Source organism: Paenibacillus terrisolis, from assembly GCF_056171975.1.
On sequence record NZ_JBKFGG010000005.1, the window covers coordinates 42,290 to 61,639 of the forward strand.

Genomic DNA, 19,350 nt, shown 5'->3' on the forward strand with positions numbered 1-19,350 from the left:
GTTTGAACAGGTGGAAGCTTGACGTTCGTCAGGCTTCTTTACTAATATCCGCACTGCTTTCTCGGTGGAAATATCGGCTGGCGAAGCCCAGGCACGCCAGGATGGAAACTCCCATCGCAACGAAATAAAAATCGTGTCTTCCAAAGTACTCGAATACCATTCCGCCAAACGTACCGCTGAGCAGGCCCGACAGACTTGACCACATAATCGTAAACAGCGCCATACCCGTTGCGCGGAATTCGTCCGGAATCAAACGGGTCAGAAGACGGATGGCCGTTACATAAAACACCCCGAAAGTGAGACCATGCATGAGCTGAATGCCAAGAATGGCGACCGCCGAGTCATTCAGTCCCATGATTAGGAAACGAAGGGCAAACATGAGGCTGGCAAAAACAAGCAGCGGCAGTTCCTTGAACTTGTCTCCGTAAAAGCTGAGATACACGAACACGGGAATCTCGGAAAATGCGGAAGCCAAGCTGGCCCATCCGATCAGATTTTCGCTGGCTCCAAGATCGTGGAGCGTGATCGTGAGGAAGGCGTCGTTCATGCGCATGCCGATAGCCAGGCAAAATACGCACCCGAAAAACCACAGCAGCTCTTTTTGCTTCAGAATCGACCAGATATCCGCAAAATTCATTTTCGCCACAGAGGTTGCTTGGTCTTTAATGAACAGACCCAGCAGGAAGGCCATGCCGGCAATGGAAATGGAAACCCACATGGTTTTGGATGGACCCACGAGGGCCAGGACATACCCGATCACGATGGCGAAAATCGCATATCCGAGCGAACCGAACAGCCGAATGGAGATGAAATGAATCCCTTTTTGCTTGGCTGTCGTGATCGCAAGCGTATCCGATAAAGGAATAACGGGATAGAAAAAAAAGTAAAACGCCGTAATGATCACAATAATGATGGAAAAGGTCGAGGAAACCGATAAAATAAAGGTCAGCAGGATTTGCCCTGCGAGGAGCAGCAGCAGTATTTTCTTTATGGTTCCGTAACGATCGCTGGCCACGCTCCAGAGCAGGTTGGCAATCAGGGAAATCATCGGTCCGAGCGCGTACAGCACTCCGATTTCGCTGCTGGAGAAACCAAGCTGGGCATAAAATAAGGGAAAATAAGAGGAAACAAGGACACTGGTCCCGTATACTGTGAAAGTAAAGAAACGCAGCCAGTTGATGTCGGGCTGGGACAATGCACGTAACTTCATAATGTATTTGAAACTCCGTTTCGAATAAGAAAGTGCTCACTGTATGCTTTTTTGCCGCATACGCCGAAAGCCAAAGGATAGTATAACAGAAAAAGCCGGCGTGTGCTTACGATTACGGGAGGTATCTGAATGATTCATCGTTGTTTTGTGTATGATCAAAGACTGGGAATTTCCGTTCCCTCGCTTGAACGTCCTTTTGAGGAATACAATTTAATCGACCGTCTATCCATGATCGAGCTGTGGGAAGAAATCCGTGGAGGCATTCCCTCCAAAGTTATGAATTTGGAGTGCTCCATCGAGCAAAAGCTCGGAGAAATGAATGAGGAGCATGATTTTGAAAAGAGCTGCGAAATAAACGCCGAGATTGCGGAACTCGCCAGCCAAATCAACGATCTTCACATCTGGTACAGGGTCGCGCAGGATGAGCCGGAGGTCCGGAGACACTTGTGATTTTGTTTATTTGTGCTAAAAGATGGATCATACTATAATATAAAATGGTTTTAATTTGCTGTATTTAAAAGATAGTGGAGGCAGGCCAGTGATTGAACTTGAGCAAAGCCGCAACCAGTTTCCCAGGGAGCCGATCAGGCTGATGAGCCGGGTATATAAATTCATTCTACCGGACGTGCGGAAGGAATTGGATGGCTGGAGGAACGACGCGGAAGCGATTCCCGATCCGGAGCTTAGAAAACAAGCGCTTGCCAGCATTGCCACGAAGGAATTCCACTGCCAGGGGGGCGCCGTGTATGCGGCCGCCGATTTGCCCAAACGCCATATCCTGATTCCTCTCATCGTTGCGTTTCAGACGATCAGCGACTATCTCGATAATTTGTGCGATCGGAGCACCTCGCGGGATGAGCAGGATTTTCGCCTGCTGCATCAAAGCATGCTGGACGCGGTGAACCCGGAAACCCCGCTGCAGAACTATTATGCGCTTCGTGAGGAACAGCTGGATGGAGGGTATTTGCACCGTCTGGTAGAAACGTGCCGCAGCAATATCGCCCTGCTTCCCGGTTATGCCCCGGCTAAGCCGTATATAACGGAGCTGGTCGGGCTGTATTGCGATCTGCAGGTGTACAAGCATATCGATCCGAAGCGGCGCGAGGCAGCACTGCTGAAATGGTGGGAAAGCCACGAGGAGCGGGCTCCGCATTTGCGCTGGAATGAATTTGCCGCAGCAACGGGCTCAACTCTTGGCGTTTTTATGCTGTTTTTGGCCGCCGGACATGCCGAATTGGACGACAAAAGCGCCAAAGCCATTCAAGATGCGTATTTTCCGCATGTCTGCGGGCTTCATATCATGCTCGACTACCTGATCGATCAGGCGGAGGACGAGCTTGGCGGGGACCTGAACTTTTGCAGCTATTACGATAGTAAAGAAACGATGCTCGGACGCATTGCCCTGATTGTTGAAGGAGCCCGCCGGGATATCAAGCGGCTGCCCGCTTCTTCCTTTCATCGCATGATTATCGAAGGATTGCTCGCACTTTATCTATCCGATCCCAAAGTCAGCCAGCAGGAAGAGATTCGCGAGGTTTCCAGGCGATTGATGCGCAGAAGTCCGCTGATGCGGTTGTTTTTTTTCGTAAACAGCCTTTGGATCCGCAGGCATCTTTGAGCGTTTCGGTAATCATAAATCCACACACCGACGAAGCTAGCGTTTTACTAATCATTAGGAGGAATTATCATGTCAGCAGTGAAAAAAATCGCAGTTCTTACAAGCGGAGGGGATTCCCAAGGAATGAACGCGGCGGTTCGCGCCGTTGTCCGCAGCGGACTGTTCTACGGGCTTCAAGTTTTCGGCATTCAACGCGGCTATCAAGGCTTGCTGAACAACGACATTTTTGAGATGGATATCCGCAGTGTAGGCGACATCATTCAACGCGGGGGCACCATTCTCCAATCCGCTCGATGCCTTGAGTTCAAAACGCCGGAAGGCCAGCAAAAGGGCGCGCAAATTCTGCGCGAACACGGAATTGACGGCCTGGTTGTCATCGGCGGCGACGGTTCCTACCAAGGGGCCGAAAAGCTGAGCAAGCTTGGCATCAAAACGATGGGTCTGCCGGGGACGATTGATAATGATATTTCCTTTACGGATTATACAATCGGTTTCGATACCGCGGTTGGCATCGTGGTGGACGCGGTGAACAAGCTGCGGGATACGATGTCCTCCCATGAACGGGCTTCCGTCGTAGAAGTTATGGGCCGTCATTGCGGCGACATTGCGCTGCATGCGGGCCTTGCCGCCGGCGCCGAAGCGATTCTGGTGCCTGAGGTACCGTTCAACCTGAACGAAGTAGCCGACCGCATGAAGCAAAACTTCGATAAAGGGAAACGGCACAGCATCGTAATCGTAGCCGAAGGCGTAGGTAAAGGCGACGATGTCGTCGAAGCGATCAAAGAACGGCAGCCTTCGCTTGAACCGCGCGCAACCGTGCTTGGCCACATTCAACGCGGCGGATCGCCTACTCCGTTCGATCGCAACTTGGCCAGCCGTCTTGGCGATTTCGCCGTACGCAGCCTGATCGCCGGAGAGTCCAACAAAGCCTGCGGCATGATTGGCGGAGAATTGGTCATGACCGACATCGAAAAAGTAGTAGCTACGAAAAAAGCGTTTAACACGGATCTTTATGAGCTCGCTTCCCGCTTGTCGCAATAATTTTTGAGCATAAACAGCACTAATGTTATATAAGAAGCAGCCGCTCCTCGGCAAATGGAATTCGGTATCCATTTTCCGGGAGCGGCTGTTTTTTCTTTCAATGCATCGCATGACTCTGGTAGAATCAATCCTAAAATAAGGAAAGGAAGATGAGCATGTATTTATATCGTCTGGAGGCGGAGACTTCGGCCGGATTGCTGGCGCTGGTTGTCGCCGCCGGGGATGAGGAACAGGCTTTCGCCGCTGCCGAAGAGCATATCGAGCGGCAGTTTCTGCCCGCTCCGGCCATCGGGGAAATCAGCATCGTCGAGAAGAAAAGAATCACGCCGGGGGCCGGCTATGTCGTTCAATGCTTGCCGCCGGCCTGAATATGGCCGGACCGGATCAATCTGCGCTGGATGACAATCAGTCTCCGGAGCAGCAAAACCGCGGCAACCGCAAGGCCGGTAATGAGGCCGATCCAATAGCCGAAGGGGCCTTGCGGCGTGTAGTTGGCCAGCACAAATCCCAGCGGCAAGCCGATAATCCAGTAGGCCAGAAGGGAAATCCAGAAGCCCGGGCTGACATCCTTGTAGCCGCGCAGGGCGCCTTGCGTAGGCGTAGCGATGGCATCCGACATCTGGAAAAAGATGGCGTAGATCAGAAAATGCTTGATCAGCGAAACCACGTCCGGGTCGGTCGAGTAAAGTTCGGCCACGCTTTGGCGGAACAATGTAAGCAGGAAGGCGAGAACCAAGGCCAACACCGCAGCCGTCCCGATGCCAAGCACGGCGTACTGTCTCGCGTCCTTAAGCCGGGAAGCCCCGGTCTCAAAACCGACCAGTATCGTCAGCGCAAGGCAAATGCTTAGCGGAATCATGTACAGCGTGGAAGCGAAATTGTTGGCCGCTTGATGGGCGGCGATCGTCACCGTGTCAAACCGGCTCATTAGCAAGGTCACGGCAGCGAACACGGCCGTTTCGAAAAAGATCGCAAAACCGATCGGCACGCCGATCTTCATCAGCTCTTTCCATTTCCCGAGAGAAATGCGATGCAGCTTACGGAATATGCCGTAAGAAGCAAACGGCTCGCTTTTATGAACGATCAGCAGGGCGACGATAAATATGCACCAGTAAGTAAAGGCCGTAGCGACGCCGGACCCGATGCCGCCAAGGCGGGGGAAACCCAGCCGTCCGAAAATGAGCAAATACCCGGCTCCAACATTAAGAGGCAGCGAAATTAGCGTAATCATCATGGACACTCTCGTTTGTCCCAGCGCATCGATGAAGGAGCGGAGAACGATATAGCCGAACAGCGGGAGAATTCCGGTGGAAATGGCCGCAAGGAAATAGAAGGCCACGTGATGAACCTTCGGTTCAAGATTCATCCCTTCGAGCAGCGGAGAAACGGACACGCTTCCCAGGATGAGAACTGCTACGCCCACGGCAATGGAAAGCCAAACGGCCTGGATGACGTGATAGCCGACCTTGTCCTTTTGACCGGCGCCGACCAGCTGTGAAACGATAGGGGTAATCCCCATCAGGATTCCGCTGAGTCCGGTTTGCACGGGAATCCACAGGCTTGAGCCGATGGCGGCTCCGGCAAGGTCGGCCGGACTGGCATGACCGGACATCATCGTGTCGAAGAAGGTCATCAGCGACATGGTCACCTGGGTGATGAGTATCGGAACAAGAATGTGCAGGAACTGTATGTATTTTTGCTTCATCGTTTGAGTTTCGATCATGATAAGTATGACTCCGTTCGTAAAGTAAGACTGTTTGTCTATTTCATTCATAGCTTCCCCGCTTGAACTGCCGGGATGCATCGCCATAATATCAAGCCAAACCTAACCCGGGCCTTGGGAGCCCGGGTTAGGTTTGTTCCTTATCGGCTTATTTATTATAATCAACGTTCGCTGTATATTTATTGGACGCGTTCCAGAGCAGGAATTCGTCGACGTTCATTTCCTTCAGCGCTTTGATTTGCTCTTCGACTTCTTGCTTGCCATATTTGATGTAGTGGCCTTGCCCCAGCCAACTGGCCGTGAAATCCTGTATCCACGGACGGATCACGGGTTTCTTATCGCCCAAGGGATCCAGCTTGGCATGGGTGTCCTTCATAGCGCCCTTGACCGTTTGATACGGAGCTTTGTCGGGATCTTTGGCGTCAAACCAGCCCGTGCTGTAATGGCTCGGATAGATCATGGGACAAATCACGTTGACGTTGTCGGAGATTTTCACGAAATCCTGGCCGATGCCTTCAGCGGCCGGAACGGATGCCGCATATCCGAAAATATCGACCGACACCTTTATGCCGAGGGGTTCAAGCTGCTCTCTTGCGTACTTCACGAAAGAGGAGACGGCGTCAACCCGGCTCATGCCGTTCTTCTCGTATTTCAGCGTATTTGCGCGTTTCTCGAAGCCTTCGGGGAATCGGACGTAATCAAACTGGATTTCCTTGAAGCCCAGCTTTGCGGCTTCCTTGGCGATTTCCACATTGTAATCCCATACCTCTTTGCTGTACGGATTGACGAAGCTATCGCCGCCCCCATTGCTCCACACCTTGCCGTCCTTTTGAACAAATGATAATTCCGGATGCTTTTTGGCAAGAATCGTATCTTTGAACACAACGATGCGGGCTATCGGATAAATCTGATGTTTATTGAGGCGGTCCATCAAAGCGTTGATATCGCGGATGAACGGCTGCGGCTTGCCCATTTTGATCAAATCGGGATTATCGGTCTTGTACGTAATGTATCCCGAATCGTCCTTCAGGTCGATGACCATGGCATTGAGCTCCGTCTTGTCGACAAGATCGACCAACTGGTTCATCCGGGAGCCTCCGGCGCTGTACGCGGTAACGTAGATGCCTTTGACTTTGGGTGCGGCTTCCTGCGGCAGATTGCTTACCGCCAGCTCGGAAGGACCTAGAGGATGGTCGATGCGGCCTTGAGCCAGATTTGCGGTAAAGGTACGATAGGATGATTGCAGGATACGTGTCAGGTGGCTGTTGTCAGTAGTAGAATGTGCCTGCGGTGCTGCGCTCCCTGTACTCAAGGCCAGAAGCAGGAGCGTCCAGATGATGTTCATGATATTCCTCTCCCTTGTAAGCATTCGTTTTGATTATACCGGATAAAAGGACGGCAGAATGAACATCTTTGTCATTATTAAGCAAATTGACAATTTTTTCGAAGATTCATAGATTCTGGCCAAAGCCGCAAAAAGGCCGTCTCTTTTGACTAGGCAAAAGAAACGGCCGGGTGCTGCTGAATATCTTAAAGCTTTTTAATGAAGAAATGCCGTGTTTTGGTGCTCACAGATGCTGAATTGGATAATTTCCATGGCATCTTTCGATTCCAAGATGGTTAGGCCATCCCGCAGGATGATCATCGAATTGAGTTCCTTCTGATTGAAGACAGGCAACATGTCAGGGAACCACTTCATAACGATTTGTTCCAGTTTTACCGTTTCCATTTCCACAACAATCACCCTTTCCTTCAGAATCATTCGAACTTAGAATCATTCTTGCCCAGGAAAAGCACAAAGCTTGTGAAATAACCGGGTAAAGCTGTTACTTATGAAATTGACTAAGGAACCGTTTAAATCATTATAGCAAATAAAAATTGAAAATTAAACGGTATGAAACCCCAAATCCTCCGCAGGTTACCTCCGCCGGAACGAGCCCATGACTCCGACGGTTTCCACGATATTGACGAAGGCGCCGGGGTCGGTTTGCCTAATGATTTCTTTAAGCTCCGTCAGCTCGTATCGCGTGGTGACGGTCATCAGCATATCTTTTTCTTTATGGGAAAAAGCGCCTTGCGTTTTGATTAGCGTTACGCCCCGCGGCAGCTTAAGCAGCCGGGCCAGCATGGCATCGGTTTGGTCCGTAATGATATACAAAGTAACTTTGATATGGCTGATATGAATGAGATCGACGGCCTTGCCGGAAATATATATGGAAACCATCGAAGCCAGGGCCAGATCCCAGTTGCCGTCAAGATAACCCATGGCCAGAATAACGATCGCATTGAGAGAGACCAGCACATTGCCGACCGGAAAATCGCGGAAGCGGGTGACGATGGAGCCAACGATGTCGAAGCCGCCGGAGGAACCGCCTACGCGGAATGAGATACCGCTGCCGATCCCGACGATCACGCCCCCGAAGACAGCGGATAGCAAAGGGTCGGATGCCAGAAGCTGATCCGGAGCCGGAACGGGAATCAGAGTGATGAACCAGGTAGTGCCGGCAACGGATAAAATGCTTAAGCCGACGAATCGCTTCCCGAGCAAAAAGAGTCCGGCGATCAGAATCGGCACATTGTAAGCCAGATACATGGTACTGATGCTGAGAGAGGAGAAGTAGCCGGTCAGCATGGCAAGACCGGACACGCCGCCGCTCAGCAGATGATGCGGAACGAGGAACAGGTTGAAACCCGCAGCGATCAAAGCCGCTCCGATCAGTATCACGACACAGTTCCTGATTTCTTTAAACACTTCATTTCACCTCACGAAAATATGGAAGTACCGAGAGCCTGCTTGCTGGTGTTCCTTGATTGTTTTGTGCTATAATGTTTGAGATATTCTTGAGTAGGGAGCCTTTTCCATTTTATCGACATGCTATGAATGGTGTCGTATGTAAAATATATCGGCTGTTTGGACAGTCTATAAACGTTTAAATGCTACTTAAGAATACAGTGAAGATGGTGGAATGTCCACTATATAGAAGGAGTATGAACATATTGAACACTTTTGCAGATTTCGGCCTCGAGCCTAAAGTCTTACAGGCAGTTACCGAGCTCGGATTCGAGGAAGCGACCCCGATCCAAGCCAAATCGATCCCCTTCGCGCTGAGCGGCCGCGACCTAATCGGACAAGCTCAGACCGGTACGGGCAAAACCGCGGCGTTTGGCCTGCCGCTGATCAACAAGATTCCCAAAGAGGAAGAACGGATTGTCGCTCTGATCATGACGCCAACCCGTGAACTCGCCATTCAGGTTGCCGAAGAAATCGGCAAGCTGGCCCGCTTTAAAGGAACTCGTTCCCTTCCTATCTACGGCGGTCAAGACATCGTCCGCCAAATTCGCGCGCTCAAGAAGAAACCCCAAATCATCATCGGTACTCCGGGCCGTCTTCTTGACCACATCAACCGGAAAACGATCAAACTTGACGATGTGCAAACCGTAGTGCTGGATGAAGCCGATGAAATGCTGGATATGGGCTTCATGGAGGATATTCAGGCCATCCTTAAGCTGGTTCCGGAAGAACGCCAAACAATGTTATTTTCGGCAACCATGCCGGCAAATATCCAAAAGCTGGCTCAGCAATTCCTGAAAGAACCGGAGCATGTATCCGTCATTCCTAAACAGGTCAGCGCGCCGCTGATCGAACAGGCATACATCGAAGTGCATGAACGCCAAAAATTCGATGCGTTAACCCGCCTGCTCGATATGGAATCGCCTGAGCTTGCGATCGTATTCGGCCGGACCAAACGCCGGGTCGACGAACTCGCCGAAGCGCTGCAAAAACGCGGCTATTCCGCCGACGGCCTGCACGGCGACTTGTCCCAAAACCAACGCGACACCGTGATGCGCAAATTCCGCGACGGCAGCATCGACGTACTCGTAGCCACTGACGTGGCCGCCCGCGGTCTCGACGTTTCCGGCGTTTCGCACGTCGTAAACTTCGACTTGCCGCAGGACCCCGAGAGCTACGTGCACCGGATTGGCCGTACCGGCCGCGCCGGGAAGGAAGGTGCCGCTTGGTCCTTCGTTACGCCGCGCGAAATCGACCATCTTCATTTCATCGAGCGGATTACGCGCCACAAGATCGCCCGCAAGCCATTGCCGAGCATCGCGGAAGCGATTGAAGGCAAGCAGCGGATTACGGCGGAACGGATTCTCGAGCTGGTGGAAGCCGGCGAGCTGAACGAGTACAAAGGCATCGCTATCCAATTGCTGGAGCAATATGATTCCGTGAACCTGCTTTCCGCCGCCTTTAAGCTGATCACCGGCGATAAAAGCGAACAGACTAACATCGAGCTTACACCTGAGGAACCGATTCGCGTGAAACGCCGGAATCCGGACATTCGCTCGAGCGGACGCAAGCCTTCGGGCTACGGAAGCCGCAGCGGCGGCAGCGGTGGAAGCGGCGGCGGATATCGCCGCGACAACCGTGATGGCGGGAGCCGTGGCGGTTACGGCAATAAAGGCGGTTATAACAGAGAGGGCGGACGCGATTCGTACCGGTCTTCCTCTTCCGACCGCAAGCCACGCCCAAGCGGCGGCGGCGATCGCAGACCGGCGAAGCGCAGCGAGAACAACTCTTTTGACAATTAATTCCTGATTTTGAGGGATCAACACAAAGAAGACGAAGAATTTTCTCCGTCTTCTTTGTTATTTATGAGGGTGACTAGAAGATGAACGCGCGGCTTATAATGACAAGCAGAATAAACAAAACCAATATGATTCCGATGGAAGTCCCAAACCCTCCATATCCTACACCGGACATTTGCAAAAACCTCCTTTATTGTTGCAGAATGTTGGTTGAAGTTTTGAAGTTACGGTATATACTATGGCACACGGGCGTTTGCAGTTTAGACGCTTACCCAGAACTTTCAAATTAGGCGCTGGAACGCGATGGACGAATCATGTATAGTAAGATATAGACATAAATCACGATTTGAGGGGAGAACTTTACTTGGAATACAAGGGTCTTATGGGCGGCTTTTATAAAATTACGGAATGGATCATGCGAATTGCGGGAAGCAACCTGCTGTGGTTGATTTGCTCGCTGCCGTTTATGTTCTTTTTGTTTAGTGGGTTGATGATACCCGAACTGACTTTGCGGGATACATCTTTATACATGGCGATTTTGGCACCGTTTACACTGTTTCCGGCGACGGCCGCGTTATTTTCGGTGGCGCGCAAATGGGTGATGGGCGAAGCGGACCTAAGCGTCTTTAAGGTTTTCTTCAAAGGTTACCGGGAAAACTATAAGCAGAGCATGCTTGGCGGCATTTTTTATACGCTGCTGTTTGTGATCATGGCCATTGATTTCGACGTTTACATGAAAAAGTTTACCAACTTGCAGTTTGTAGGCATGTTGATTCTGGTTTTCTTGATCTTGCTTTCCATTTCGTTATTTAATTTCTTTTCTTTGGTGGCTCATTATCATCTAAAGGTGATTCCGCTGATCAAAAACGCAATTTTGTTCACCATTATCCGTCCTTTTCGTTCTTTGTCGACGCTGATTTGCACCGTGGCTTTGGCGTTTCTGACGCTGAAATACTCCTGGCTGATCCTGTTCGGATTCGGGAGCTTGATGGCTTTTGTCGCATATCATAATTTCCATGTGGCATTCAACAAAGTGCAGGAAAAAGTTGAGAAAATGCGTCAGGCCGAAGAAGAGCAAACGGACGGAGAAGCTGGCGCCAACGATGAAGATTCGGTGTTGGAGCTCCCGGTCGGGGACGAGCAGGAGAAGAGCTGAGCGGTTTGTTCCTTTGAGGGAAATTTTACCTGCGAGACAGCTTGCCGCCTGAGTTTACATTTAGTTAACGAAGTTCTATAATAGGTTTACGTCCTGCGATGTACGTTTCGGTTCTATGTTGTTTTGAACCAATGACAATGTCTCGGGAGACCTAAATTGCGTCGCGGCTGAAAGGCCCTATCCATTTGTGATGAGGGGACTTCAAAAACGTCGCTGCGGTCACCCACCTGCGGATGCAGGTTCGAGACAATGTAACCGGACGGCATAGGCGGGTCTTATTTAATCACTGAATGGCACCTTGAGTCTCTTTTGTCACAAAAAGGGAAACGGGGTGCTTTTTTTGTATGCGCTACCTATATAAGTTGAACCGCTGAAAAAGTAACTTGGCAAGAGTGTGAAATGTTCCGGCAGAAGCTAAAAGCTTTCTGTAAAAAAAGCTGCATCGGAAGCATAGGCTTCGTTCGCCTTTGTGACCGGATTTCTACTCCATTTGAATTTAATAAATCAAAAAATCCGGGAACAACAGCGATCGAAAGAATATTTTGCACGGCTGCCGTTTTACGTTTTCAATCTTTGGTTCGACTTATATAGTCTTTGCTTTTGTTTGCGTTTCAACAATGATAAACTAGAATAAAGAAAACGCATACCACCCGTTGAATTGGTTGAAGGAGGAAGAAGAGGTTGTCATTTAAAAGAACGTTAACCGGTATTTTCCGCAGTCAGGAGGGAACCAGCGACCGCGCGAAAGTCCCAGAATTGAAAACAAGATATTATCAATTATCGAAAGACAATTTGTGGGAGGAAGTATCCTCGACTTTAAAGAAAATCCCCGGATATAAGGTGCTGCACGAAGTGCCTTCCGTAGGCGAGATCACGCTTGAGAAGCGTACGAGCTTCGGGCGTATCATGGATATTACGGTATCCATCGTCTCCACGGGACCGGTGCGCAGCGCGGTTGATATCTACTCCGCGACACGTGGTTCGTTTGGCGATTTGGGCGCGAATTACCGGAACATTATGCACTTGTATGCGATGCTGGAGAAGAAGTTGGGAACTTACAAGACTATGTAAAGATTGCGTGGTCAAACAAAAAAGCGAGCAGGGGAGAGATTCTCTCCTACTCGCTTTTCTTTTGAAGCGCGGCGGCAAGTTTAGCCTAATAAAGCTTTAACCGCAGCGATCGGTTTTTCATAGTCCGGATGCTCGGACATTTCCTTCAAGACTTCGACGTATTGGATCTTATTGTCCTTGTCGACGACGAATACTGCGCGGTGGTCGAGCGCAAATTCCTTGATCAGCACGCCGTAGGCCTTGCCGAAGGAATTGTCCTTATAGTCGGATAACGTGATCACGCGGTCAACACCGGCTGCGCCGCACCAGCGGGCTTGAGCGAACGGCAAATCCACGCTCACAGTCAGAATGACCACGTCCTCGCCTAGACCAGCGGCTTCCTGATTGAAGCGGCGGGTTTGGGCGTCGCATACGCCCGTATCCAGGGAGGGCACGACGCTGATCAGCTTGATCTTGCCGGCATAATCTTGCAAAGTGGCTTCTTCAAGCAGATTTTTATTCAAGCGGAAATCGGGGGCGGTATCGCCTACTTTGAGTTCCGGTCCTACCAGTGTAATCGGATTGCCTTTAGATGTAGCCGCGTTAGCGCGTTCTTGTGTCATTGCATTTCTCCTCCTATGGTTCATAGTTTAACTTCAATTTTAATTATAATCGTTTTAAAAATGAAATGTCCAACAAAAGGAAAATAGGACATAGAGGAGGAACGGTATGATTTTTATCAGATACGAAAATTGGAAAAGTTACCTCAAATATTATCCCGTCACCTGTTTGATCACGGCGATAAATATTATTATGTCGATCATTGTTGCCTTCGATGGAGGTGTCCAAAACGCGGAAACGCTGGTCAAATACGGAGTGTTGACCAATGTGGAGCCCTATGCGGGCGAGTGGTGGCGCCTGGGGACGGCGATTTTTCTTCATGGCGGATTCAGCCACCTGCTGTCCAACAGCTTCGCCATACTGGTGATCGCGCCGCCGATGGAGCGGCTTTTGGGTTGGTGGCGTTACGCGTTGTTATATTTGGTTACCGGCGTGATAGCCAACTGGATCAGCCTCGAGATTTACATGCAGTCTTCGGTTGCGCACTTTTCATTGGGCGCCTCCGGGGCCGTCTACGGCGTTTATGGGGCTTTTCTGTACATCGCCCTACTGCAGCGCCAGATGATGGACGAAAGCTCGCGCAAGACGTTATACAGCCTGCTGGCCGTCGGGATCATCTTCTCTTTCGCCGTACCGCAGGTGAATTGGATGGCTCATATCGGCGGGCTGATCAGCGGATTTTTCGTTTACGGATTAATGATCCGTTTGTTAAAACGCCGTTGAACCATTTGTAAGTAAATGGTACATTAAAGTTAATTATAATTATGTTAAATAAACATATGATCATGATAAAACAGCTTTTTTTCGGATGCGAGCGGGAGAGCGAAATGGAGCGATCAGATTCGTGGAATTGAGACAACTGCAATATTTTGTGAAAGTAGCGAGGAAAGAGCATGTCACCCAGGCGGCCGAGGAGCTTCACGTGGCCCAGTCGGCGGTCAGCCGGCAAATTCATCAGTTGGAGCAAGAGCTCGGCGTTGATTTGTTCATGCAAAAGGGAAGGAACCTGCATTTGACGGCGGTCGGCCAGCTGTTTTGCAGCCGGGTGGAGACGATTCTTAAGGATTTGGATCGGGCCGTCAATGAGGTTCATGAATTTCTGGATCCGGAACAAGGGGAAATCCGCCTAGGCTTTCCAAATAGCCTCGGGATCCATATGATTCCCAGCGTGGTAGCCGAGTTCCGTAAAATGTACCCGAACGTTAAATTCCGTTTTAGACAAGGCACTTATCCTACTTTAATCCGTGATGTCGTATCCGGCGAAGTCGATTTGGCGTTTATATCCCCGTTTCCGGAAAACCATGATCAGGTTACGGGGAACGTGGTGCTGACGGAGGATCTGGTGGCGATTTTGCCTCCCAGCCATCCGCTTGCCGCCGAGCAGAGCATTCGATTGAATCAGCTGAAGGATGAGAAGTTCATTTTGTTCAGCAAAGGTTATTCGCTCAGGCCGATTGTTTGGCACGCTTGTTTGGAGGCGGGGTTTACGCCAAAGATCGCTTTTGAAGGAGAGGAGACCGACACGATCCGAGGGTTGGTCGCCGCTGGGATGGGCGTCAGCCTGCTGCCGGAAATGGCGCTGTTTCAGAGCTTTACGCTGCAGCCCACCCGTGTGCGCATCTCCGAGCCGAAGGTGACCCGAACCATCGGCCTGATCCACCGGGCGGATGAGAAGCTGCCGCTGGTTGCGCAGTCATTCCGCCTGTTTTTGCTGGAGTATTTCGGACTCCAGATAACGACGCCGCCAAGTTAAGAAAAGCGAATGCTGAAAGCGTTCTGCTGCGTTTTTCGCAAGTTGGGGTTTCAGCGTCACAGGGAGGGACACGAAGAGGGTGTCCCAAAAGTAAATGGGCTCGTTTCGAAGCCGAAAACGCCGTGAGTTTCGGGTGCCTTTGATGCACGGCGCACAGGGCGAGCAGGTCCGCGTGAGATTCGCATTCGGGCCGGCTTTGCCGGCGGTGGCAGCCCGGTCGCCAGTCAGCCGGAGTGAGCTCGGCATCGAGCGTGAGCGCTCGCTCAGCCGGATTAAGGCCTCATCGGGTTCGAGCCCGGCGCGTACCTTTACTTGCTTCGCTGGAGCGGCGAGCGCTGAACGGGGCCGTCCTGGCCCGGAATCAACAATCAACGAAACGGCAAGCGGCAATTTCTCGAACGATTTCTCAAACTCGAATGATTTCTCGAACGATTCTCGAATGATCTCTCGAATAGCGGTATAAAATGGCCTTATTTCACTCCGAAACCGCATTTTCCCGAAAATAGGGGTACAAAATGGTCTTATTTTCGGCAAAACGTTCAAAACCGGGGAAAAAGGGAGATCTTCTGAAGAAATAAGGCCATAAAACGGCGCTATTCTTTCAAAATGAGGTCTCCCGGTGGAAATAAGGCCATAAAGGGCCGCTATTTTGAGTGCCGGAGGGATGCGTCGTTTGGGGATAGCGTTGACCAGACCTGACACGTGTTCTAACCATTTGCTTTAACGCAATCCAATCCTCAAAGTTGATCCGGTACCTGTCAGCGGTCGGGCAGGGTTTTTCTTCTCACTTGTTATGATAAGTTTTATGAGGGTGTCTTAAAAGTCATCGTAGGTGACGAAGGGCCATCCTTTTTTCATTTCATCAAATAAAAAGAAGCCCCTCTTCGGTAAAATGGATGCACACCCCCAACCATTGTTGTAAAGGAGGTTTCTTTTGTACATTTGATATACCATGGATCAATTGTTTTTACCAATGGATTTAGAAGAAGACAGCTCCCGAAAATCGCCTTGTACGCGTGGTAACGGCGCTGTCAACCGTCTGAATGACGCCATCTTCGACGCGGCTTGCTCGGGAGGCGGACGAGATAGCTATCATCCCAAGATGCTCACCCAAGTCAACATCTACGCCTACACCCAGCGGATATCTTCTTCTCGTCAGATCGCCAAAGCTATCCGGGAAAACATCATGTTCATGTGGCCGGCAGCGCCCGGACTTCCGGACTCTTAGATCAAAGTCAGTATGAAATATATGCGGTTAAAGAACCAAACGTGGGAAAGGCTTGGTAGTGAAAAAGGCAATATGCCGGCGGTTAGGCGGCGGGGTTGAGCCAGAACTTGTGTTTGGGATACACGAATGCGGGGTTAACGAACAGAACGGCTTATTAATACAGGGTGAGCGCGGTGACGGAGCAGGGGAAAGCGCGAACTCGGTGCAGGCTATCGAGAACAATCGAGGGTTTAAGCAGTCCCTGCCCAAAGGCTTGCCGAAAGTATGCCTGGAGGACGGGGGGGGGGGCCTTGCCCGTAATTTACTGAAAAAAGCTGCTGTGGACGCTAAAAAATCAAGGAGCTAAGCGCTCCGTTCTCGCTTAGCTCCCTGGTTTTTGCGGATGCCATCCTATTTTATTATTGAGGGTATTCCAAAGTTTAATTTTGGAATACCCTCATTTTGATTAGCTCATGTATTTTAATCGCGGTTGCCGACGAAAAGCAGGATGTAACGAAGCAGCTCAAGGATGGAGATGAGCGCTGCAGCCACATAAGTTAATGCGGCGGCATTTAGAACTTTGCCCACGCCGCGCGATTCTTCATGGCTGATGAAGCCTTGGTTCACCATGACTTTCCGGGCCCGACTGCTGGCGTTAAACTCTACCGGAAGCGTTACGATCTGGAACAGAACGGCGGCCGAGAAGAAAATGATCCCGAGTCCGATCAGATTAAAGGCCCCGAAGATAAATCCGGCAAGCAGCAGGAAAGGAGCGATACCGGAAGCGAAGTTCACGATCGGGAACATCCGGTGGCGCAGTACCAGCATAGGATAGGATTCCTTGTGCTGAATCGCATGCCCGACTTCGTGGCAGGCAACGGCAACGGCCGAGATCGAGCTTTCGTAGAATACCGGTTCCGATAAACGGACGACACGGTGGATCGGATCATAGTGATCGGTCAGGACGCCTCGGACCGGTTCGATCGGAACGTCATGCAGGCCGTTTGCGTCCAGCATACGTCTTGCGGCGTCACGTCCGGTTAACCCGTACATATTCGATACGTTCGACCATCGATTAAAAGTTCCTTTTACCCGGAACTGCGCCCAAAGGGAGAGGGCAAAAGCGATGAGAATCGGAATTAGCATTACGTCAGAGTACATGAAGCATTCCTCCATTATTAAAGTTGAAAGATGATGTTTGACTCGGCTGTCAAGAGAATGGCCCGTGATTCAATAAGATGCGGATCGCTTCCATGCAAGCCAGACTCTGCGGCATTAAATGAGAGAATGCCCTTTTTGCCTGATTAGGTTGCAGGTTGGAGATGAGGGGCTCCAATTCCTTTACCTCCCGCTCAAGCTGCTGCATGTGAATCTCCAGGGAACTAAGCTTCTCGGTAACTTGTTCTTCATGGCTGACCCGGCTCCATTGCTCCAGCTTCTCGCGGATTTCATCCAGCGTATATTTCTCTTGCTTCATTTGATTAATACGTTCAAGCCGGCTTAAGGTTTCAGGACTGTACAATCGATAGTTGGTTTGCGTCCGCTTCTCGGGTCTGATCAATCCCAGCTTGGTATAGTAATCGATCGTCCGCTCGCTTACCGCGGCAGCTTTGGCCAATTCCCCAATCCGGTATAACTTCATAACTCCAACCGAATCACCTCTCCTTGCTACCCAAGATTAGATCATAATTTTCTTTATATATTCTTATGATACTTAATAGGAACTGTACAGTCAAACGTAATGCTTTATTTTTTATAGCGGCTAAGGAACAAAAAAACATACAAAACATAACATCAAATGTTAGAATATATGTTAAATATGCGTTTTTTCAAAAAAACTATTGTCATATATAATGCTTTCGTCTTATAATCACATTAATAATTCATTTTGTGTTAGGAAACTTAACATTAGGGGAGTGCGTGAGATGAAGAAGAAGTGGCTTTTTGGATTATTGGGGACTGTCGCAATGCTTGCATTTCCGGCATCGGCTTTCGCCGCCGATGGGGATATTCCAACTCCGGTACTGCAAGTCGGCTTGAACGCAGTATTCGTATTTTTGGCAACCATGCTCGTATTTTTCATGCAAGCGGGCTTTGCGCTTCTTGAAGCGGGAACGGTTCGGATGAAAAATGCCGGTCACGTGGCAGGTAAAACCGTCCTGACTGCCGGCATAGCCGTCATTGCTTGGTGGCTGCTTGGCTTCGGATTCGCCTTTGGCGACGGCAACGGCTTCTGGGGAACAACCGGATTTCTGTTTGGAGGAGACAGCGCCATCGGTTCGTTCAGCGTCTTTTCCGAAGTTGGCGTTCCGCTGAACCTGATGTTCTTGTTCCAAATGGCCTTCGCTGCCGTCTCGCTGGCAATCGCTTGCGGCGGTATGGCGGAACGGGCCAAGCTAAGCGTTTATATTATCTTCGGTACGATTTTTATCATCGTGATTTATCCGATTATCGCTCACTGGGTATGGGGCGGAGGCTGGCTCGGCAAATTGGGTATGCAAGACTACGCGGGTTCCACAGTCGTGCATCTCACAGGCGCAACGGCGGCCTTGGCGGCGACCTTCCTGCTTAAGCCTCGTCTTGGCAAATTCAATAAAGACGGCAAACCAAACAATATTCCTGGTCATAACCAAGTGCTTACGGTACTCGGGGTTATCATTTTGTGGGTCGGCTGGTTCGGATTCAACCCGGGCAGTGCATTGACGCCGCTGAATGACGGATTCTTCGGTTATGTATTATTGACGACGAACCTGGCTGCCGCAGCGGGTGGAGTTGCCGCTTTGCTCATCTCCTGGGCGGTTATGGGCAAATCGGATATTCCGAGCATGCTTAACGGCGTACTTGCCGCACTCGTTGCAATCACCGGTTCTTGCGCATTCGTCGAAGCTTGGGCTTCCATTGTTATCGGTGCCGTTGCGGGCGTGCTGACGTTCTTTACGGCAAGATGGTTTGAACGGGCCGGTCTGGACGATCCGATCTACGCTTTCTCCGTACACGGGATTGCCGGGATTTGGGGCGCAATTTCCACAGGATTGTTTGCAACACCTGAGCTTGCCGAAAAAACGGGAGTGGGCGACGCCGGATTATTCTACGGCGGCGGTTTCGGCCAACTGGGCGTACAACTTCTCGGAGTAATCGGAACATTTGCATTCGTACTGGTGCTTTCCTTCATTATCCTTGGCGGGATGAAGTGGATCATGGGTCTGCGCGTTACCGAAGAAGAGGAAATGATGGGACTTGATATCAGTGAACATGGCACTTATGGCTATCCGGAACAAATGAGCTTGCTGAACCGCAGCGTTGGAGGCGTAGCCCCGGCAGCTGAAACCGGCAAGTCGGCGGAATTGTAATCAAGCCTTGATTCCAAGGAGCGATGATCCG

19 protein-coding genes, 1 other RNA gene and 1 pseudogene are annotated in these 19,350 nt (G+C 50.6%); 12 read left to right on the plus strand and 9 right to left on the minus strand.

Features of this window, described 5'->3' with window-relative positions; translation table 11 throughout:
* Positions 1 to 28: 28 nt before the first annotated feature.
* Positions 29 to 1,210: an MFS transporter gene (locus ACI48K_RS05530; protein ID WP_475026549.1), complete on the minus strand. Its 1,182-nt coding sequence runs from the start codon at positions 1,208 to 1,210 to the stop codon at positions 29 to 31.
* A 129-nt stretch (positions 1,211 to 1,339) separates the two neighbouring features.
* On the opposite strand from ACI48K_RS05530, the gene ACI48K_RS05535 reads away from it, so the two are divergent.
* The 4 genes from ACI48K_RS05535 (at position 1,340) to ACI48K_RS05550 (ending at position 4,237) form a co-directional block, all read left to right on the plus strand.
* Positions 1,340 to 1,660, plus strand: coding sequence for a hypothetical protein (locus ACI48K_RS05535; RefSeq protein WP_475026550.1), 321 nt, complete (start codon positions 1,340 to 1,342; stop codon positions 1,658 to 1,660).
* Positions 1,661 to 1,748: 88 nt separating this feature from the next.
* The gene (locus ACI48K_RS05540) at positions 1,749 to 2,828 is read left to right on the plus strand and encodes a tetraprenyl-beta-curcumene synthase family protein (RefSeq protein WP_475026551.1); all 1,080 of its coding nucleotides are present in this window, start codon (positions 1,749 to 1,751) and stop codon (positions 2,826 to 2,828) included.
* A 69-nt stretch (positions 2,829 to 2,897) separates the two neighbouring features.
* Positions 2,898 to 3,869, plus strand: a complete 972-nt coding sequence (gene pfkA / locus ACI48K_RS05545) for a 6-phosphofructokinase (protein ID WP_475026552.1) — start codon at positions 2,898 to 2,900, stop codon at positions 3,867 to 3,869.
* Between the two features lie 155 nt (positions 3,870 to 4,024).
* Positions 4,025 to 4,237 (plus strand): DUF3906 family protein, encoded by a 213-nt coding sequence (locus ACI48K_RS05550; RefSeq protein ID WP_475026553.1) that lies wholly within the window; start codon positions 4,025 to 4,027, stop codon positions 4,235 to 4,237.
* Here ACI48K_RS05550 and ACI48K_RS05555 read toward each other — a convergent pair.
* From ACI48K_RS05555 to ACI48K_RS05570, 4 genes are all read right to left on the minus strand, one after another.
* Positions 4,216 to 5,592 carry an MATE family efflux transporter gene (locus ACI48K_RS05555; protein ID WP_475026554.1) on the minus strand — a complete coding sequence of 459 codons (1,377 nt, stop codon included), beginning with the start codon at positions 5,590 to 5,592 and terminating at the stop codon, positions 4,216 to 4,218. The genes ACI48K_RS05550 and ACI48K_RS05555 overlap by 22 nt on opposite strands.
* Before the next feature lie 148 nt (positions 5,593 to 5,740).
* Positions 5,741 to 6,937: a putative glycoside hydrolase gene (locus tag ACI48K_RS05560; protein ID WP_475026555.1), complete on the minus strand. Its 1,197-nt coding sequence runs from the start codon at positions 6,935 to 6,937 to the stop codon at positions 5,741 to 5,743.
* Between the two features lie 195 nt (positions 6,938 to 7,132).
* Positions 7,133 to 7,321 (minus strand): hypothetical protein, encoded by a 189-nt coding sequence (locus tag ACI48K_RS05565; RefSeq protein ID WP_475026557.1) that lies wholly within the window; start codon positions 7,319 to 7,321, stop codon positions 7,133 to 7,135.
* Between the two features lie 189 nt (positions 7,322 to 7,510).
* Positions 7,511 to 8,344, minus strand: a complete 834-nt coding sequence (locus ACI48K_RS05570; RefSeq protein WP_475026558.1) for a YitT family protein — start codon at positions 8,342 to 8,344, stop codon at positions 7,511 to 7,513.
* A gap of 245 nt (positions 8,345 to 8,589) precedes the next feature.
* Here ACI48K_RS05570 and cshA point away from each other — a divergent pair, with 245 nt between their 5' ends.
* Complete coding sequence (gene cshA, locus ACI48K_RS05575) at positions 8,590 to 10,185, plus strand: degradosome RNA helicase CshA (RefSeq protein WP_475026559.1); 1,596 nt, start codon at positions 8,590 to 8,592, stop codon at positions 10,183 to 10,185.
* Between the two features lie 73 nt (positions 10,186 to 10,258).
* Here cshA and ACI48K_RS05580 read toward each other — a convergent pair whose 3' ends face one another.
* Positions 10,259 to 10,357 carry a sporulation protein YjcZ gene (locus ACI48K_RS05580; RefSeq protein ID WP_475026560.1) on the minus strand — a complete coding sequence of 33 codons (99 nt, stop codon included), beginning with the start codon at positions 10,355 to 10,357 and terminating at the stop codon, positions 10,259 to 10,261.
* Positions 10,358 to 10,546: 189 nt separating this feature from the next.
* Between ACI48K_RS05580 and ACI48K_RS05585 the strand changes: the two genes are divergently transcribed.
* The 3 genes from ACI48K_RS05585 to ACI48K_RS05595 all read left to right on the plus strand — a co-directional run bounded on the left by ACI48K_RS05585 (position 10,547) and on the right by ACI48K_RS05595 (position 12,409).
* Positions 10,547 to 11,338: a YesL family protein gene (locus tag ACI48K_RS05585; protein WP_475026561.1), complete on the plus strand. Its 792-nt coding sequence runs from the start codon at positions 10,547 to 10,549 to the stop codon at positions 11,336 to 11,338.
* Positions 11,339 to 11,425: 87 nt separating this feature from the next.
* Positions 11,426 to 11,617: non-coding RNA, 6S RNA (gene ssrS / locus ACI48K_RS05590), on the plus strand.
* A 402-nt stretch (positions 11,618 to 12,019) separates the two neighbouring features.
* The gene (locus ACI48K_RS05595; RefSeq protein WP_475026562.1) at positions 12,020 to 12,409 is read left to right on the plus strand and encodes a DUF1499 domain-containing protein; all 390 of its coding nucleotides are present in this window, start codon (positions 12,020 to 12,022) and stop codon (positions 12,407 to 12,409) included.
* Between the two features lie 80 nt (positions 12,410 to 12,489).
* Here the strand turns inward: ACI48K_RS05595 and tpx are convergent, their stop codons facing one another.
* The gene (gene tpx / locus ACI48K_RS05600; protein ID WP_475026563.1) at positions 12,490 to 13,011 is read right to left on the minus strand and encodes a thiol peroxidase; all 522 of its coding nucleotides are present in this window, start codon (positions 13,009 to 13,011) and stop codon (positions 12,490 to 12,492) included.
* A 106-nt stretch (positions 13,012 to 13,117) separates the two neighbouring features.
* On the opposite strand from tpx, the gene ACI48K_RS05605 reads away from it, so the two are divergent.
* The 3 genes and pseudogenes from ACI48K_RS05605 to ACI48K_RS05615 form a co-directional block, all read left to right on the plus strand.
* On the plus strand, positions 13,118 to 13,732 hold the full coding sequence (locus ACI48K_RS05605) for a rhomboid family intramembrane serine protease (protein WP_475026565.1): 615 nt from the start codon (positions 13,118 to 13,120) through the stop codon (positions 13,730 to 13,732).
* Positions 13,733 to 13,853: 121 nt separating this feature from the next.
* Entirely contained in the window at positions 13,854 to 14,762 is a 909-nt protein-coding gene (gene gltC, locus ACI48K_RS05610) for a glutamate biosynthesis transcriptional regulator GltC (protein WP_475026566.1), read from the plus strand.
* 952 nt (positions 14,763 to 15,714) lie between these two features.
* Positions 15,715 to 15,984: pseudogene (locus tag ACI48K_RS05615) on the plus strand (transposase); the annotation flags it as partial.
* A 465-nt stretch (positions 15,985 to 16,449) separates the two neighbouring features.
* Here the strand turns inward: ACI48K_RS05615 and ACI48K_RS05620 are convergent.
* Positions 16,450 to 17,130, minus strand: a complete 681-nt coding sequence (locus ACI48K_RS05620) for a zinc metallopeptidase (RefSeq protein ID WP_475026567.1) — start codon at positions 17,128 to 17,130, stop codon at positions 16,450 to 16,452.
* A gap of 49 nt (positions 17,131 to 17,179) precedes the next feature.
* Positions 17,180 to 17,611, minus strand: coding sequence for a MerR family transcriptional regulator (locus ACI48K_RS05625; protein ID WP_475026568.1), 432 nt, complete (start codon positions 17,609 to 17,611; stop codon positions 17,180 to 17,182).
* A gap of 283 nt (positions 17,612 to 17,894) precedes the next feature.
* Between ACI48K_RS05625 and ACI48K_RS05630 the strand changes: the two genes are divergently transcribed.
* Positions 17,895 to 19,319 (plus strand): ammonium transporter, encoded by a 1,425-nt coding sequence (locus ACI48K_RS05630; RefSeq protein WP_475026569.1) that lies wholly within the window; start codon positions 17,895 to 17,897, stop codon positions 19,317 to 19,319.
* Positions 19,320 to 19,350 lie beyond the last annotated feature (31 nt).

What these genes read in the sequence shown, in the direction of transcription:
- ACI48K_RS05530 (WP_475026549.1), bottom strand. Translation starts at nt 1,210, where the DNA reads ATGAAGTTACGTGCATTGTCCCAGCCCGACATCAACTGGCTGCGTTTC.
- ACI48K_RS05565 (WP_475026557.1), bottom strand. Translation starts at nt 7,321, where the DNA reads ATGGAAACGGTAAAACTGGAACAAATCGTTATGAAGTGGTTCCCTGAC.
- ACI48K_RS05605 (WP_475026565.1), top strand. Translation starts at nt 13,118, where the DNA reads ATGATTTTTATCAGATACGAAAATTGGAAAAGTTACCTCAAATATTAT.
- ACI48K_RS05625 (WP_475026568.1), bottom strand. Translation starts at nt 17,611, where the DNA reads ATGAAGTTATACCGGATTGGGGAATTGGCCAAAGCTGCCGCGGTAAGC.
- ACI48K_RS05580 (WP_475026560.1), bottom strand. Translation starts at nt 10,357, where the DNA reads ATGTCCGGTGTAGGATATGGAGGGTTTGGGACTTCCATCGGAATCATA.
- ACI48K_RS05560 (WP_475026555.1), bottom strand. Translation starts at nt 6,937, where the DNA reads ATGAACATCATCTGGACGCTCCTGCTTCTGGCCTTGAGTACAGGGAGC.
- ACI48K_RS05620 (WP_475026567.1), bottom strand. Translation starts at nt 17,130, where the DNA reads ATGTACTCTGACGTAATGCTAATTCCGATTCTCATCGCTTTTGCCCTC.
- pfkA (WP_475026552.1), top strand. Translation starts at nt 2,898, where the DNA reads ATGTCAGCAGTGAAAAAAATCGCAGTTCTTACAAGCGGAGGGGATTCC.
- tpx (WP_475026563.1), bottom strand. Translation starts at nt 13,011, where the DNA reads ATGACACAAGAACGCGCTAACGCGGCTACATCTAAAGGCAATCCGATT.
- ACI48K_RS05550 (WP_475026553.1), top strand. Translation starts at nt 4,025, where the DNA reads ATGTATTTATATCGTCTGGAGGCGGAGACTTCGGCCGGATTGCTGGCG.
- ACI48K_RS05555 (WP_475026554.1), bottom strand. Translation starts at nt 5,592, where the DNA reads ATGATCGAAACTCAAACGATGAAGCAAAAATACATACAGTTCCTGCAC.
- ACI48K_RS05535 (WP_475026550.1), top strand. Translation starts at nt 1,340, where the DNA reads ATGATTCATCGTTGTTTTGTGTATGATCAAAGACTGGGAATTTCCGTT.
- ACI48K_RS05630 (WP_475026569.1), top strand. Translation starts at nt 17,895, where the DNA reads ATGAAGAAGAAGTGGCTTTTTGGATTATTGGGGACTGTCGCAATGCTT.